This is a genomic window from Halomarina halobia, assembly GCF_029338575.1.
In the GTDB taxonomy this organism is placed as follows: Archaea; Halobacteriota; Halobacteria; order Halobacteriales; family Haloarculaceae; genus Halomarina; species Halomarina halobia.
Genome location: NZ_CP119992.1, coordinates 1,706,289 through 1,720,684, shown reverse-complemented (window position 1 = coordinate 1,720,684; position 14,396 = coordinate 1,706,289). Strand labels below are relative to the sequence as shown.

16 protein-coding genes are annotated in these 14,396 nt (G+C 70.8%); 8 read left to right on the top strand and 8 right to left on the bottom strand.

From position 1 onward, the window contains the following. Positions 1–23: 23 nt before the first annotated feature. The 3 genes from P1K31_RS09065 (at position 24) to thsA (ending at position 3,554) form a co-directional block, all read left to right on the top strand. Positions 24–728 (top strand): class I SAM-dependent methyltransferase, encoded by a 705-nt coding sequence (locus P1K31_RS09065; RefSeq protein WP_276303011.1) that lies wholly within the window; start codon positions 24–26, stop codon positions 726–728. Positions 729–804: 76 nt separating this feature from the next. Beyond that, positions 805–1,785 carry a glycosyltransferase family 2 protein gene (locus tag P1K31_RS09060; protein ID WP_276303010.1) on the top strand — a complete coding sequence of 327 codons (981 nt, stop codon included), beginning with the start codon at positions 805–807 and terminating at the stop codon, positions 1,783–1,785. Between the two features lie 191 nt (positions 1,786–1,976). Further along, positions 1,977–3,554, top strand: coding sequence for a thermosome subunit alpha (gene thsA / locus P1K31_RS09055; protein ID WP_276303009.1), 1,578 nt, complete (start codon positions 1,977–1,979; stop codon positions 3,552–3,554). Between the two features lie 119 nt (positions 3,555–3,673). Here the strand turns inward: thsA and P1K31_RS09050 are convergent, their stop codons facing one another. After that, positions 3,674–4,495 carry an SAM hydrolase/SAM-dependent halogenase family protein gene (locus P1K31_RS09050; protein WP_276303008.1) on the bottom strand — a complete coding sequence of 274 codons (822 nt, stop codon included), beginning with the start codon at positions 4,493–4,495 and terminating at the stop codon, positions 3,674–3,676. Positions 4,496–4,504: 9 nt separating this feature from the next. Then, on the bottom strand, positions 4,505–5,062 hold the full coding sequence (locus P1K31_RS09045; protein WP_276303007.1) for a nicotinamide-nucleotide adenylyltransferase: 558 nt from the start codon (positions 5,060–5,062) through the stop codon (positions 4,505–4,507). Positions 5,063–5,288: 226 nt separating this feature from the next. On the opposite strand from P1K31_RS09045, the gene lonB reads away from it, so the two are divergent. From lonB to P1K31_RS09030, 3 genes are all read left to right on the top strand, one after another. Beyond that, positions 5,289–7,307: an ATP-dependent protease LonB gene (lonB, locus tag P1K31_RS09040; protein ID WP_276303006.1), complete on the top strand. Its 2,019-nt coding sequence runs from the start codon at positions 5,289–5,291 to the stop codon at positions 7,305–7,307. A gap of 3 nt (positions 7,308–7,310) precedes the next feature. Continuing rightward, a complete protein-coding gene (locus P1K31_RS09035) occupies positions 7,311–8,144 on the top strand; it encodes a CPBP family intramembrane glutamic endopeptidase (RefSeq protein WP_276303005.1) in 834 nt (277 codons plus the stop codon). 86 nt (positions 8,145–8,230) lie between these two features. Then, positions 8,231–9,121, top strand: coding sequence for a cell division protein CdpA domain-containing protein (locus P1K31_RS09030; protein ID WP_276303004.1), 891 nt, complete (start codon positions 8,231–8,233; stop codon positions 9,119–9,121). Between the two features lie 36 nt (positions 9,122–9,157). On the opposite strand, the gene P1K31_RS09025 is transcribed toward P1K31_RS09030, so the two are convergent. Genes P1K31_RS09025 through P1K31_RS09015 form a run of 3 tightly spaced genes read right to left on the bottom strand, consistent with a single transcriptional unit; the run spans position 9,158 to position 11,790 of the window. Next, on the bottom strand, positions 9,158–9,601 hold the full coding sequence (locus tag P1K31_RS09025; protein ID WP_276303003.1) for a Mut7-C RNAse domain-containing protein: 444 nt from the start codon (positions 9,599–9,601) through the stop codon (positions 9,158–9,160). Positions 9,602–9,610: 9 nt separating this feature from the next. Then, positions 9,611–11,359 carry a DNA polymerase/3'-5' exonuclease PolX gene (gene polX / locus P1K31_RS09020; protein ID WP_276303002.1) on the bottom strand — a complete coding sequence of 583 codons (1,749 nt, stop codon included), beginning with the start codon at positions 11,357–11,359 and terminating at the stop codon, positions 9,611–9,613. Further along, complete coding sequence (locus P1K31_RS09015) at positions 11,356–11,790, bottom strand: DUF5788 family protein (protein ID WP_276303001.1); 435 nt, start codon at positions 11,788–11,790, stop codon at positions 11,356–11,358. The genes polX and P1K31_RS09015 overlap by 4 nt, the downstream gene beginning before the upstream one ends. Positions 11,791–11,862: 72 nt before the next feature. Here P1K31_RS09015 and P1K31_RS09010 point away from each other — a divergent pair, with 72 nt between their 5' ends. Beyond that, on the top strand, positions 11,863–12,198 hold the full coding sequence (locus P1K31_RS09010; protein WP_276302999.1) for a DUF5789 family protein: 336 nt from the start codon (positions 11,863–11,865) through the stop codon (positions 12,196–12,198). Between the two features lie 41 nt (positions 12,199–12,239). Then, a complete protein-coding gene (locus tag P1K31_RS09005) occupies positions 12,240–12,689 on the top strand; it encodes a DUF302 domain-containing protein (protein ID WP_276302998.1) in 450 nt (149 codons plus the stop codon). Between the two features lie 6 nt (positions 12,690–12,695). On the opposite strand, the gene P1K31_RS09000 is transcribed toward P1K31_RS09005, so the two are convergent. The 3 genes from P1K31_RS09000 to nreA are packed head-to-tail and all read right to left on the bottom strand — an operon-like array spanning position 12,696 to position 14,334. Further along, entirely contained in the window at positions 12,696–12,896 is a 201-nt protein-coding gene (locus tag P1K31_RS09000; protein WP_276302997.1) for a preprotein translocase subunit TatA, read from the bottom strand. Positions 12,897–12,934: 38 nt separating this feature from the next. Then, entirely contained in the window at positions 12,935–13,063 is a 129-nt protein-coding gene (locus tag P1K31_RS08995; RefSeq protein WP_276302996.1) for a hypothetical protein, read from the bottom strand. After that, entirely contained in the window at positions 13,060–14,334 is a 1,275-nt protein-coding gene (gene nreA, locus P1K31_RS08990) for a DNA repair protein NreA (protein ID WP_276302995.1), read from the bottom strand. The genes P1K31_RS08995 and nreA overlap by 4 nt, the downstream gene beginning before the upstream one ends. Positions 14,335–14,396 lie beyond the last annotated feature (62 nt).

Below are 14,396 nucleotides of genomic sequence, written 5' to 3'. Positions count from 1 at the left end.
CCGCCCGGGTTATTCCGGATAGCGTGAAGGGGCAGGAGTGGTACCAGGCCGACGCCGTCGCCGAGGAGTACGACACCAAGCGGTTCTCGCGTGGCGGTCGGCTCATCGACGAGCGCGAGAAGCAGGCCGTCATCGACGCCGTCGCGCCGGTCGAAGGCAAGCGGGTCCTCGAGATCGCCTGCGGTACCGGTCGGTTCACCGTCATGCTCGCGGAGCGGGGGGCCGACATCACCGGCATCGACATCTCGGCCGCCATGCTCCAGCAGGGCCGCGAGCGCGCCCACCGGACGGGCGTCGCGGACCACCTCCAGTTCATCCGCGGGGACGCCGCCCGCCTCCCCTTCCCGGATGACCACTTCGACTCGGTCTTCGCGATGCGCTTCTTTCACCTGGCGGACACGCCGGCGTCGTTCCTGAGCGAGATGTGTCGAGTCTCGCGCGATCAGGTGTTCTTCGACACGTTCAACAGCGTCAGCCTACGGACTGTCTACAACTGGCTGCTCCCGATGGGGTCCCGCCTCTACTCGGAGAGCGAGGTGCTGCGCCTGCTCCACGGCGCGGGCCTGCGCCTCGACGACGAGAGCCACGACTTCGTCCTCCCCTACGGCTTCTACCGCGCGATCCCGAACGACGTCGCCCGACGATTCCGCGATCTGGACGTCTCGCTCGGCGACTCCCCGGCGGGCGCGCTCGCGTCGGTCTCCTACTGGGACGCGCGCGTCGAGTGAGGCGATGGGACGACTAACGGGATCGCGCACGACGAGTGAGGGGGCTTTTTATCGCTCGGGAGCGGCATGTACGCGTATGCAGCTCTCGGTAGTCGTCCCGACGCTCAACGGCCGAGAGCGCCTGGTTCTCTGCCTCGACTCCCTCGCCGAACACGCCCCGGAGGCCGAGGTCATCGTCGTCAACGGTCCCAGCGTGGACGGCACCACCGGGGCGGTCCGCGCCCGCGACGACGTCGACGTGCTGGTCGAGATCGACGAGCGGAACATCGACGTCGCCCGGAACGCCGGCGTCGATCGGGCGACGGGCGACGTCGTCGCCTTCCTCGACTACTCGGTGACCGTCGAACCGGGCTGGTACGAGGCGCTCGCCGACGCGCTGACCGCGCCCGCGAGCGCCCACCGCGCCAGCGGCCACGGTCCCGCCGCACCGGACGTCGTCACGGGACCGACGCGACGCGCGTCCCCCGACGGCGACGGCTCGGCCGAGGGGCCGGAACGCAGCCGACTCGGCGGCCGGCGGGTGACCTACTTCAACGGCGGCAACGTCGCGTTCACCCGCGAGGCGCTGGACGCGATCGACGGGTTCGACGAGTTCCTCGTCACCGGCGGTGGGCGCGACGCGGCCCACCGCCTCGCCGCGCTCGGGCGCGACGTGGCGTGGCTTCCCGGGATGGCGGTCCGGTACGACGGTAGGGGCGACCCGGCCGGGATCCGCGAACCGTCGCTCTACGCCGACGGGGGGGAACGCACCCGCGACTGGGCGTGGCGCTACCGCTCGCTCACCTACCGCCTCGTGAAGAACTACGGCGCGCGCTCGTGCTGGCGCGTCTGCCGCCACGCGCTCGTCGACGCGGCGGGCGCGCTCGTCGACGTGGCGCGCGGTGAGTCCCGCCCGTCGAGCTGGTTCGGCAACGGGCGGGACGTCGTCGTCGGGACCGCGGCGGGCCTGCGAACAGGGCTCGTCGCGCGCGTGCGCGACCGAAGCCCGAGACGTAACCCCCGCGGCCTCTCGACGCGGAGCGACCGTGCCGTCGCCGTCTACGACCGACGCGGGTGACGCACCGACGCGAGTGACGCACCGACGCGGGTGACACGAAGCGGTGCGGGTGGCGTGGACGGTGGGCGCGGGCGACCCACGTGAGGGGCGTTCGACACCGTGCTACCTGATGGCGTGGGACGCTGTTGCTCGATTCCCGTGACTACCTACGAAATAGTTATATAGAATCGCAAACCATGTCCCACCTGATTATGGCACAATCCTTCCAGCGCCGCGGTCAGCCGATGTTTATCCTCGCGGAGGACACCGAGCGCACCCGCGGTCGGGACGCGCAGTCGTCGAACATCGCGGCCGGGAAAGCGGTGAGTAACGCGGTACGGACGACCCTCGGGCCGCGGGGGATGGACAAGATGCTCGTCTCCGACTCCGGCGACGTCGTGATCACCAACGACGGGGCCACCATCCTGGAGAAGATGGACATCGAGCACCCCGCCGCCCAGATGATCGTCGAGGTCGCCACCACCCAGGAGGAGGAGGTCGGCGACGGCACGACCACCGCGTCGGTCCTGGCCGGGGAGCTGCTCGCGCAGGCGGAGGACCTCCTCGACGACGACGTCCACCCGACGGCCATCGTCGAGGGGTACAACGAGGCTGCCCGCCTCGCGCTCGAGGCCATCGACGCGCAGGTGCTCGACGAGGAACTCGACGACGATCTCCTCGTGAAGGTCGCGAAGTCGAGCATGACGGGCAAGGGCACCGGCGACGTCGGGGCCGAACCGCTCGCCGAGACGATGGTCGAGGCGATCCGACACGTCCAGGGCGACGAGCGCATCGAGCGCGACGACATCCGCGTCCGCACCCAGACGGGTGCCGGCTCCAGCGCCACCGAACTCGTCACGGGCGTCATCAGCGAGGAGGAGCCCGTCCACGAGAACATGCCCCGTCGCGTCGAGGACGCAACCGTCGCCGTCCTCGACCTCGACCTGGAGGTGCGCGAGGGGAACGTCGACGCCGAGTACAGCATCACCAGCATCGACCAGCTCACCGCGGCGCTCGACGCCGAGGAGGGCGAGCTCCGGGGCTACGCCGACGCGCTGAAGGACGCCGGCGTCGACGTCGCGTTCGTCACCGGCGACGTCGACGACCGCGTCGCCTCGTTCCTCGCCAAGTACGGGATCCTCGCGTTCGAGGACGTGAGCGACGAGGAGGCGACGGCCATCGCTCGCGCGACCGGCGCGAAGCAGCTCGGGAGCGTCAAGGACGTAGACGAGAGCGACCTCGGCCACGCCGAACTCGTGCGCGTCGAGAAGTTCGGCGAGGACGAGCTCGCGTTCGTCGAGGGCGGCGCGGAGGCCCGCTCGGTGACGGTCTTCGCCCGCGGCTCGACCGAGCACGTCGCCGACGAACTGGAGCGCGCGCTCACCGACGCGCTCGACGTGGTGACGGCGTCGCTCGACAGGGGCGGCGTCGTCCCCGGCGCGGGCGCGACGGAGATCGCCATCGCCGACCACATCCGCAGCGAGGCCGCGAGCATCACCGGTCGCAAGCAGCTCGCCGTCGAGGCGTTCGCCGACGCCGTCGACGTGCTCCCGCGCACGCTCGCCGCCAACTCCGGCATGGACCCCATCGACGCGCTCGTCGAACTCCGCTCGACGTTCGAGAGCGAGGGGCGCGCGGGCATCATCGCGCAGGGGCAGACGGGCGTCGTCGCCGACCCCGTCGAGTACGGCATCCTCGATCCCGCCGCGGTCAAGCGCGAGGCCGTCGAGTCCGCCACCGAGGCCGCGACGATGATCGTCCGCATCGACGACGTCATCGCGGCGAACTGAGCGACGAGCGTCTCGTCGCGAGTTCCGTCTTTCGTGACTCCACTCCCCGACGAGCGACGCGTCGGGACGCGCCCCGCGCTCGGCGAGCGCCCCGACTGCGCCCTCGGCGACCCGTAGAATCAGAACCGCAGCGAGACGGCGTCGCCGACGCCCACCCCGAACGCCTCGTCGCCGCGCCCCCGGTTGACCGCCAGTTCGACGTTGCCGTGGCTGCCGACCATGACGAGCGCGTCGCCGGGGTCGCGGTGGGCGTAGGACGGCGCGACGGGGTAGGGCTCGCCGTTCACCCGCACGGCGTCCCGGCCGTCGAGCGCGTCGCCGGGGACGTTAGTGATGACGTTGCCGAAGCCGTCCACGACGAGCACCTCGCCGTCCGCGCCGTCGTCGCGGCGATCCGGGGCGGGGAAGCGCAGGTCGACGACCTCGTCTACGGGCGTGGCCCGGTCGAGTTCCCCGATCGCCTCGACGCCCGCCTCGTGGACCGCGGCGGCGGCGGGGGCGAACACGTCCCGGCCGTGGAACGTCGAACTGGCGGGGTCGTCCGCGCGCCAGGCGAACGCCTCGATCCCGGGCGCGGGCGCTCCCGTCGCGTCGTCCTCGTCCGCTTCGTCGTCTCCGTCGCCCCGGCCGTCAGCGCCGTCGCCGGCGAGTCGACGCGCGGCGGGGAGGAGGAGGCCGTTGTCCGGGCCGACGAGGGCGTGGTCGCCCGCGCGGACGACGAGCGCCCGCCGCCCGGTCCCGACGCCGGGGTCCACGACGGCGCAGTGGACCGCCGGGGGGAAGTGCGGCAGGACCTCGCGGAGCCAGAAGGCGGCCGTCCGGACGTCCTGGCGCGGGAAGTCGTGGGCGACGTCGACGAGGCGGGCGTCCGTCCGCCGGAGGATGACGCCCCTCATCGCTGCCGGATAGGGATTGCCGAAGTCGGTCGCGAGCGTGATCATCGGTCGTCCTCAGTCGCTCGGGTCCTCGGCGTACCCCTCGTGGCCGTTACCGTTGCTGTCGCTACTGCCGACCTGTCGGAGTCGGCCGACGCCGTCGATCTCGTCGACGACGGCGGCGGCCGCGTCGGGGACCAGGCTGCGCCAGTCGTCGCCGTTCATCATGCGCTCTCTGACCTCGGAGCCCTCGAGCACCTCGCGGCGGAACATCGGCGAGGAGTGGACCTCGATGCCCGACTCCTCGAACAGGCGGACGACGAGCGGGTTGTTCGAGTAGGCGACGTCGAACTCCGGGCACATGCTCTGGACGTGGCTCACCCACACGGCGTTGCGGTTCAGGTCCTCGATGGGGACCGCGTAGGTGATGATGTCGAGGTCGGCCGCGCTCACGGCCTTGGTGATCATCATGATGCGCTCCCCGGCGGTGAACGGGTCGTGGACGGTGTGGGACTGGTCCGCGCTCCCGATCCCGAGGACCAGTTCCTCGACGTCCTCGGCGATCCGCTCGACCATCGCGTGGTGGCCCGCGTGGTACGGCTGGAACCGCCCGATGTAGAACCCCCGACTCATGGTGAATCCTCGACAGGGCGTTTAATAAATAGTGGTGAATGGCTCCGCCGCGTCGGCGAGGGCGGGGCGTCGGTCGCGGCGGCGAACGCCGCGATCCGATCGTCGAACCCCCCATCACCCGGCGAATTCACCCCTCTCGGCGGGTCTCGACGCCGTCTGTGCTCGGACGAGGGGAGAAAGTATATCAGTAGAGGTCCCTTCAGTATCGGTTGACAGCAACGGTTCTATGAGCAATAACAACGCAGACGAGGTCTCTCCGGTGGAAGAGGGGTCCGGCGAGGTGCCGGTCGAGCCGGAGGACCAGTCCGAGTCCGACCTGGGGAGGGCGGTCGTCGACGACATGGAGATAGACGAGTCGTCGACCGACGACTTACTTGGGGGGCTCAGGATAGAGAGCACGGCAGACATCGAAGTGCCCGACCGCCTGGTCGACCAGGTCATCGGGCAGGACCGGGCCCGGGACATCGTCCTGAAGGCGGCCAAGCAGCGCCGTCACGTGATGATGATCGGGTCGCCGGGGACGGGCAAGTCCATGCTCGCCAAGGCGATGAGCCAGCTCCTCCCCCGCGAGGAGCTACAGGACGTCCTCGTCTACCACAACCCCGACGACGGGAACGAGCCGAAGATCCGCACGGTTCCCGCCGGAAAGGGCGAACAGATCGTCGAGGCGCACAAGGAGGAGGCGAGAAAGCGCAACCAGATGCGCAGCTTCCTCATGTGGATCATCATCGCGATCGTCATCGGCTACGCGCTCCTCATCGAGGGGGCCGTCCTCCTCGGCATCCTCGCGGCGGGCGTCATCTACCTCGCGTTCCGCTACTCCTCGCGCGGCAGCGACGCGATGATCCCGAACCTGCTCGTCAACACCGCTGACCAGCAGACCGCGCCCTTCGAGGACGCGACGGGTGCGCACGCCGGGGCGCTGCTCGGCGACGTCCGCCACGACCCGTTCCAGTCGGGCGGCATGGAGACGCCGAGCCACGACCGCGTCGAGGCCGGCGCCATCCACAAGGCCAACAAGGGCGTCCTGTTCATCGACGAGATCAACACGCTCGACATCCGCAGCCAGCAGAAGCTGATGACGGCCATCCAGGAGGGCGAGTTCTCCATCACCGGCCAGTCCGAGCGCTCCTCGGGCGCGATGGTCCAGACCGAACCGGTCCCGACGGACTTCGTCATGGTCGCGGCCGGGAACCTCGACGCCATGGAGAACATGCACCCCGCGCTCCGATCGCGCATCAAGGGGTACGGGTACGAGGTGTACATGGACGACACCATCCGCGACGAGCCCGAGATGCGCCGCAAGTACGCGCGCTTCGTCGCCCAGGAGGTCGACAAGGACGGCCGCCTGCCGCACTTCACCCGCGAGGCGGTCGAGGAGGTCATCCTCGAGGCCCAGCGCCGGTCGGGCCGCAAGGGTCACCTGACGCTCGAACTGCGCAACCTCGGCGGGCTGGTCCGCGTCGCGGGCGACATCGCCCGCGCCGAGGAGGCGGAGTTCACCACCCGGGAGCACGTGCTGCGCGCCAAGCGCCGCAGCCGCTCCATCGAGCAGCAGCTCGCGGACGACTACATCGAGAAGCGCAAGGACTACGAGCTCAACGTCTCGCAGGGCGAGGTCGTCGGCCGCGTCAACGGGCTCGCCGTCATGGGCGAGGACTCCGGCATCGTCATGCCCGTCATGGCCGAGGTCGCCCCCTCGCAGGGGCCGGGCGAGGTCATCGCCACGGGTAACCTGCAGGACATCGCACAGGAGGCCGTCCAGAACGTCTCGGCGATCATCAAGAAGTTCTCCGACGAGGACATCTCCCAGCAGGACATCCACATCCAGTACGTCCAGTCCTACGAGGGCGTCGAGGGCGACTCCGCGTCGGTGACGATGGCCACGGCGGTCATCAGCGCGCTCGAGAACATCCCGATCGACCAGAGCATCGCCATGACCGGGTCGCTCTCGGTCCGCGGTGACGTGCTCCCGGTCGGCGGCGTCACGCACAAGATCGAGGCGGCCGCGAAGGCCGGCCTGGAGACGGTCATCATCCCCGCCGCCAACGAGCAGGACGTGATGATCGAGGACGAGTACAAGGACCAGATCGAGATCATCCCGGTCCGGCACATCAGCGAGGTGCTCGAGGTCGCCCTCGTGGGCGAACCGGAGAAGGACTCGCTGGTCGACCGGCTGAAGAACATCACCGGGCAGGCACTCGACCGACAGGTCGGCCACGGCGGCAGCCCGAGCCCCCAGTAATCCGTGACCGACTGGGCGGCGTTCGTCGGCCTGACGGTCGTCGTCCTCCTCTCGCTTCTCGCGCTGGCGCGACTCTCCCAGGGGACGGTCCGCGCGCCGCCGCGCCGCGCCGACGGCTCCGCGGGGTCCGTCGCGCTCGCCGAGTTCGACCCGCCGACTCGCGGTCGCGGGGCCGCCGCGTCCCTCCCCGACGGCGGCGTGCTGTCGCGGGCGGCCTCCCGCACCGACCTCGATTCGATCGGCACCGGCGCGCTCCTCGTCAACGTCGCGCTCTCGCAGGGGCTGTTCGGCCTCGCGCTCGTCGCCGGCGCGTGGTACACGCGCGTGCCGCTCGCCGCCCTCGGCGTCGACCTCTCGGCCCCCCTGAGCACCGGCCTCCCGGCGCTCGCGGTCGGCGTCGGCGTCGGTGTCGCGCTCTACCTCGCGAACGCGCTGGGGGCGGCGGGCGCGTCGGCGCTCGGCTTCGACGCCGACGAGACGCTCCGCGACCTCCTCACCCCCGACTCGCCCGGCGGGTGGGGGCTGCTGCTCGTCGGCGTCCTCCCGATCATCGCCGGGTTCGAGGAGGTGCTGTTCCGGGCGGCGCTCGTGGGGGCGTTCTCGACGGGATTCGGCGTCTCGCCCTGGCTCCTCGCCGCCCTCTCCTCGGTCGCGTTCGCGCTCGGCCACGGCGCGCAGGGGCGCGCCGGGATCCTCGTGACGGGGGTGCTCGGCTTCGTGCTCGCCGCCGTCTTCGTCCTCACGAACAGCCTGCTCGCGGTCGTCGTCGCCCACTACCTCGTGAACGCGCTCGAGTTCGTCGTGAGCGGCTACTTCGGCGTGGAGTGGGCGGCGTAGCGCCTCGCTCGGCGGCCACAGGGCGACCCGTGCGTCAGACGTACGTCTGACGCAGAGTTTTGTACGACGCGCGAGAATCCGACGCCATGACCAGCCTCACGGAGGTCTACGAGGGGGGCAGCGGCGGGACCAACCTCCGACGGCTGTACCTCGGCGTCCTCCTGTTCCTCGCGGGCGTGGCGTTCGTGCTGGGCGGGATCGTGTTCGCGACGGCCGACCCGCGGGCGGGGCTGTTCGGCATGACGTGGTGGCAGCAGCGGGAGGTCGCGGGCGTCCTCGCGGGCGTCGGGCTCCCGGCGGTGTTCCTCGGGATCTTCTCGGTGCTCCCGGCGGGCCGTCGGGTCAGGCTCGCGGCGGTCGTCGGCGCGGCGGTCGCGCTCTGCGGCGTCGGCCTGTTCTACCTCGTCTACCCCGACAGCTGGGTCAACGACACGCCGAACTACGCCCTCCCCGTCGTCGCGATCTACTTCTTCGGCGCGATCGTCACGTTCTGGTGTCTGTTCACCGGCGTCGCGAACTTCAAGACGCGCAACGACCCCGGCGGCACCGTCAAGCTCGAGATCACCCAGGAGGGCGAGACGCGCGTCGTCGAGGTCGACCGCTCCCGGCTTGGCGGACTCGGCGGCGTCGGCCTGCTCGGAGCCGTCCCCGACGGCGAGGTGGAGACGCAGACGAACGCGCCGGCGAGCGCGCCGGCGGACGCGCGTACGGCCGACGCCCCGCTGAGCGACGGCGGCGCGAGCGCGCAGCGGTCGTCCTCCCCCTCCTCCGACGGGCGGGACGACGCCGTCCTGCTCGACGCCGACGCGGGGACGGGGGCAGGTTCGGAGGGTCACGGCGTTCCCGACACCTACTGCGGGAGCTGTGCGCACTTCAAGTACGTCCGCAGCGGCGGCGAACTGCGACCCTACTGCGACTACCACCGCGAGGTGATGGACGACATGGATCCCTGCCCGCAGTGGGAGCGCAACGGCTGAGGACCGCCGTCCCTACTACTCCCCCGATCCTCTCACTCACAGTTCCTCCAGCGTCGCGCGCACGTCGTCCCAGTGGCTCCCCCGCCAGAAGCACTGCCCGCACTCCCGGCAGCGCCACACCGCCTCCCCGTCCGGGTCGGGGGCGTACTCCGGGGTCGGCGCGCCCTCCGGAACCCGTTCGAGGGGGCCGTTGCAGCGCCCGCAGACCGAGGGACGCTCGTCGAGTGCGAGCGGGACGCCCGCCGTGAGGAGCTCGGCGAGCTGTTCGCGAACGTCACGCGATTCGAGGAGGATCGCGTCGTCGGCGCGGTCCGCGAGTCGCACGTCCCGCGTGACGAGCGTCCGACCCTCATCGCGGGCGAGCGCGAGGAGGTCGCGGTCGGCCTCGACCCCCCGATCCAGCGCGTAGGCCGCGTCGTGGCCGCACATCCGCAGGTAGCTCACCACCCCGCCGCACATCGCGTCGAGCAGGAGGCGCACGGTCGTCGCTCAGCGCCCGAGGAACGCTCGCACGTCGTCGGTCTCCCAGGTGTTCAACACGTCGTCGGCCGCCGCCCAGCCGCGCCGGGCGGTGTGCACCCCGTAGCGCACGAGGTCGTAGTTCGACGGGCTGTGCGCGTCGGTGTTGACGACGACGGTCGCGCCCCGCTCGACGGCGAGCTTCACCGCGCCGCCCGAGAGGTCGAGGCGGTTCGGGCTGGAGTTGATCTCCAGGGCGGTGTTCGCCTCCGCGGCGGCCGCCGCGAGCCGCGGCACGTCGAGGTCGAGCCCCGAGCGCTGGTTCAGCATCCGGCCCGTGGGGTGTCCGATGACGTTGACCTCGGGGTGCTCCGCGGCGCGGATCAGGCGGTCCGTGCCGTCCCCGTCGAGCGCGCTGTGCGGGGAGGCGATCACGCAGTCGAGTTCGGCGAGCAGGTCGTCGCCCACGGAGACGCTTCCGTCCTCGCCGACGTTCGCCTCGACGCCCGCGAACACCTCGATGTCGGCGTCGTCGCCCACCTCACGCACCTCCGCGAGCTGCTCCTCCAGTTCGTCGTCCGACAGGCCGACGCCGCCGACCATCCCCGGGCCGGTCGCGTGATCGGAGACGTTGACGTAGTCGTAGCCGCGCTCCGCGGCGGCCTCGACCATCTCGCGCACCGAGTAGCGCCCGTCCGACCACGTGGTGTGCAGGTGGAGCTCGCCGCGGACGTCGCCCTCCTCGATCAGGTCGGGGAGGCGGCCCTCGGCCGCGGCCTCGACCTCGCCGCGATCCTCGCGCATCTCGGGCGGGATCAGCGGGAGGTCCAGCGCGGCGTACACGTCCGCCTCCGTCTCGCAGGCGAGGCGCTCGCCCACCCGCTGTCCGCTGTCGGGGTCGTCCACGTCGGAGACGTCGAAGACGCCGTACTCGTTCACCTTCAGCCCGCGCTCGATGGCCCGGTCCCGCACGGTGATGTTGTGGTCGCGGCTGCCCGTGAAGTGCTGCAGCGCGGCGCCGTACTCCTCGGGGGCGACGACCCGGAGGTCGACGCGGATCCCCTTCGAGCGGACGGACGCCTTGATCGGCCCCGCCTCGATGACCGAGTCGGCGTCCTCCCAGTCGGTGAACGCGTCGACGACCGCCTCCGGCTCGTCGCTCGCGACCAGCAGGTCCACGTCCCCGATGGTCGGCTTCCAGCGGCGGAGCGACCCGGCCACCGAGGATCGCTCGACGGCGGCCACGCCGGCGAAGTGCCGCTGGATGTCGTCCGCGAGCGGGCGCGCCTGGCCGAGCAGCTTGCGCTCGTGCGATCGGCGGGCGAAGTCGAGGTTGGCGAGGATGTTCTCCTCGGTCTTCTCCCCGAAGCCGCGCACCTCGCTGATCTCGCCGGCGCGGGCGGCGGTCTCGAGGTCGTCGAGCGTCCGCACACCGAGTTCGTCGTAGAGCGTTCCGACGGTCTTCGGGCCGACGCCCTCGACGCTCGTCAGCGCCGCCATGTCGACGGGGAGCGCGGCGCGGAGCTCCTCGAGTTCCTCGATCTCACCCGTCTCGACGTACTCGACGACCTTCGAGGCAATGGCGTCGCCGACGCGGTTGACCCCCATCACGGCGTCCGTCCCGCCGCGCCGGGCGAGGTCCGCGACGGACTCGGGGTACGCGCGGATGTTCTCCGCGGCCTGCCGGTAGGCCCGCGGCTTGTACTCGACGTCCTGGGCCTCGAGGAGGTTCGCGAACTCCTCGAACAGGGCGGCGAGCTCGTCGTTACGGACGCTCACGACCGCCCCCGTCGCCCGCCGTCGTCGCCGAGCACCTGCTTGAGGAAGCTCATCCAGCGCTTCTGGTCCGCCGCCTCCTTCGCGCGGGCCTCGGCCTCGATGTTCGCCGGACCGAGGCTCTGGAGGGCTTCGAGCGCGCGGTCGATGCCGACGATGCTCTCGGCGAGGGCGCGCCCCTCCTCGTAGCCGACTTCCCCCCGCTCGATGCGCTGTCTACGCTGGAGGCGCTCGCGTCGGAGGTTCCGCTTCGCTCGGTCGACGCGCTCGCGCTCGCCCGGCGGAACGCGATCCCGCCGTTTTATCTCGAAGACGAACTCCCGGAGGTTCACCTCCTCGCCCTGGACGGTGACCGTCTCCGGGATGCTCGCGCCCACCGTCGCGCCCTCGCGGTCGATGCGCTCGAGCAGCTGCTTTCGCTCGAACTCTTCCATACCCCCGGTTGGGCGCGGGGCCACAAAAGTCCGAACGAAAGGCGTAATGGCCGCGCCGTCGCACCCACCGACATGGCTGACGAGGAAGAGGAGTCCGGACCCCTGGTCGAACTCGGGGAGGGCGAATCCGTCGAGGGTGCGCCGCTCGCTCGCGTCACGTCGCGGCTGCACTACGGCATCGAGCGGAGCGAGGTCGTCCGCCGCGTCGGCAACGTCGAGATCCGAACCCCCGACGGGCCGCGGACGATCGAGGACGCCCTTGCCGAGAGCGACGAGACGTACTTCCCGAAGAAGGAGGCGCTCGAGGCGACGCTCCGCGACGTCGTCGGGCGCGGTCCCGTCTCTACGAGCGACCGAGCCCCGGACCGGGACCGGGACGGAGGCCCGGACCGCGACGGCGGGCAGTGAGTTGGTAAGACCTTTTTCGGCGGCGGCCGTACCGATGTCCGATGAGTCTCGAGTTCGATCCCTCGGCGCTCGACCCGGAGGACATCGGCGAGAAGGAGGCGACGCTCCGCATGGACCACGAGGAGGCCGTCGAGCACGTCCGCGAGACGTTCGTCGAGGCCGGGTTCGGCGTCCCCGTCGAGTTCTCGCCCTCGGAGCTGTTGAACGAGAAGGTGGACGCCGATCGGGACCCGTACTACGTCCTCGGCGCGTGCAACCCGGCGATGGCCGATCGCGCGCTCGACATGAGCCTGAAGACCGGCGGGCTGTTCCCCTGTAACGTCGTCGTCTGGGAGGAGGAGCCGGGCGTCCAGCACGTCTATCACCTGAGCATCATGCGGATCGGTCGGCTCGTCGGCGTCGCGCCCGACTCCGAGGAGTGGCGGGAGCTGATCGAGGAGACGGGCGCGCTCGCGGAGGAGGCGTTCTCGAACCTCGACGGCGCGAACTGACGCCGGCTACTCTCGCTTCTCGCGCTCTAACTCCTCCACGTGCCGCTCGAGTTCGCGGACCCGATCGTCGGAGGAGCGTCGTCGGAGGAACCCGACCACCGCGGCACCGCCCACGAGGAGGAAGGCGAGCGGGACGACGAACACGAGGAGGACGATGAACAGCTCCGGACCACCCGGAACGCCGGGAAAGAGCGGGAGCGACGGCATATCGAGAGGAGTGATCGTCGCGGGTATCAGCTTTCTGGTCACTTCGACCCGCGTCTGGACGCGCGCCACTTCAGGTAGGCGAGCGCCAGCACTCCCGGGACGCCGAACGCGCCGAGCGCGAGCAGGCCGACGACCATCAGGTCGGTCGGGGAGACGGCGAGGATCACGATCGGTAGTCCCCGAGTGTCGCCTGGAGCCCCGACGCCATCTCGGAACTCCGGCGGAGGCGGTTCAGGTCGATCGGGAGCGCCGGCGCGAGCGTCCGCACCGCGTCGTGAAACGTCTCGGCTTCCCCCGGCCCCGCGTCGCCCTCGCTGAAGGCGTTCCTGACGCTCTCGCGGATCATCCAGACGCCCGTCGGTCCCCAGTAGTCCTCCGTGACGTCCCGGAGGACGAGCACCTTGGCCTGCCGCCCCCGGTCGGCGAGGTGTTCGAGCACGCCCAGGCGGGCGGCGTAGTACGCCCCGGCGGTCTCCTCGACGTACCCAGTCCGGCCCTCGTAGCCCTCGTAGTCCGCGGCGACCAGGTAGCTCGCGTCCGGGGCGTAGTTCCAGATGCTCCCCGGGGCCTTCATCTCGACGAGTTCGTACTCCCAGCGCCCGGGTGCGAGAATCACCCAGAAGCGGTTGCCCATGTACTCGTTGTACCACACCTCGACGGCGTCGACGCTCGGGGCGTTGCGGATGCGCCCGCGGAGGTACTGGCCCACGGTGTCGTCGACGGCGGTGATCGACCAGCGCGTGGGGACGAGCCTGCGGCTCTCCGCGGTGCCGAGCGCGCCCGCCGACAGGATGCGGTTGATGTCGTAGACGTCGAACCCGCGGTTGTAGAGGTAGTTCATCGCCCCCTCGGCGCGCCAGTCGTCGTCCGAGAGGGTCTTCTCCACGGCGCGGGGTACGTGGGGGTTCTCGGCGAGCTCGGCGCTCTTCGCGGTCGCGCGCGGGCCGGTCGGCGTCGAGACGTTCGCGAGCCCCGCGTCGAGGTCGACCGTCGGGGGACCGTCGAGGCCTACCTCCACGTCCACCGGGCGGTCGGCGATGGCGACCTCGCGCTGCACGCCCACGAAGCCGTCCCACTCGTCGGCGACGTGGACGTTCGTCCGCTGGGTCGAGTTGAGCAGGTTCGTCCGCGCCTGGAACACGTCGTCGATCGTGAAGCCGCGGCGGTACCACTCGCCGCTCGTCTCGTAGTCGGCCGCGTGCTCGGCGTCGCTCACGGGCGCGAGCACGCCGGCGGAGACGTTCGGGTACGACGACCGCCCGACGAAGATGGACGGCGCGGTGCTGCCGAACAGGGAGTCGCCCTGCAGCGTCTCCTCGACGCGCCGCTCGACGTCCGCGAGGTAGTCGGTGATGGCGTAGGACTTCTCCCTCGCCAACTGGCGCATCCGGACCGACTCGTCCACGTCGAGCCCGTCGATGTACTCGTCGAGGCGCATTCGGTCGGGGTTGGTGCCCGACGGGTTTGAAGGTTCAGTTCCGGCGTCCGCGGGATCGCGGG

Coding starts and splice junctions, on each gene's coding strand:
- P1K31_RS09060 (WP_276303010.1), top strand. CDS start 805: ATGCAGCTCTCGGTAGTCGTCCCGACGCTCAACGGCCGAGAGCGCCTG.
- thsA (WP_276303009.1), top strand. CDS start 1,977: ATGGCACAATCCTTCCAGCGCCGCGGTCAGCCGATGTTTATCCTCGCG.
- P1K31_RS09050 (WP_276303008.1), bottom strand. CDS start 4,495: ATGATCACGCTCGCGACCGACTTCGGCAATCCCTATCCGGCAGCGATG.
- P1K31_RS09045 (WP_276303007.1), bottom strand. CDS start 5,062: ATGAGTCGGGGGTTCTACATCGGGCGGTTCCAGCCGTACCACGCGGGC.
- lonB (WP_276303006.1), top strand. CDS start 5,289: ATGAGCAATAACAACGCAGACGAGGTCTCTCCGGTGGAAGAGGGGTCC.
- P1K31_RS09030 (WP_276303004.1), top strand. CDS start 8,231: ATGACCAGCCTCACGGAGGTCTACGAGGGGGGCAGCGGCGGGACCAAC.
- P1K31_RS09015 (WP_276303001.1), bottom strand. CDS start 11,790: ATGGAAGAGTTCGAGCGAAAGCAGCTGCTCGAGCGCATCGACCGCGAG.
- P1K31_RS09010 (WP_276302999.1), top strand. CDS start 11,863: ATGGCTGACGAGGAAGAGGAGTCCGGACCCCTGGTCGAACTCGGGGAG.
- P1K31_RS09005 (WP_276302998.1), top strand. CDS start 12,240: ATGAGTCTCGAGTTCGATCCCTCGGCGCTCGACCCGGAGGACATCGGC.
- P1K31_RS09000 (WP_276302997.1), bottom strand. CDS start 12,896: ATGCCGTCGCTCCCGCTCTTTCCCGGCGTTCCGGGTGGTCCGGAGCTG.
- nreA (WP_276302995.1), bottom strand. CDS start 14,334: ATGCGCCTCGACGAGTACATCGACGGGCTCGACGTGGACGAGTCGGTC.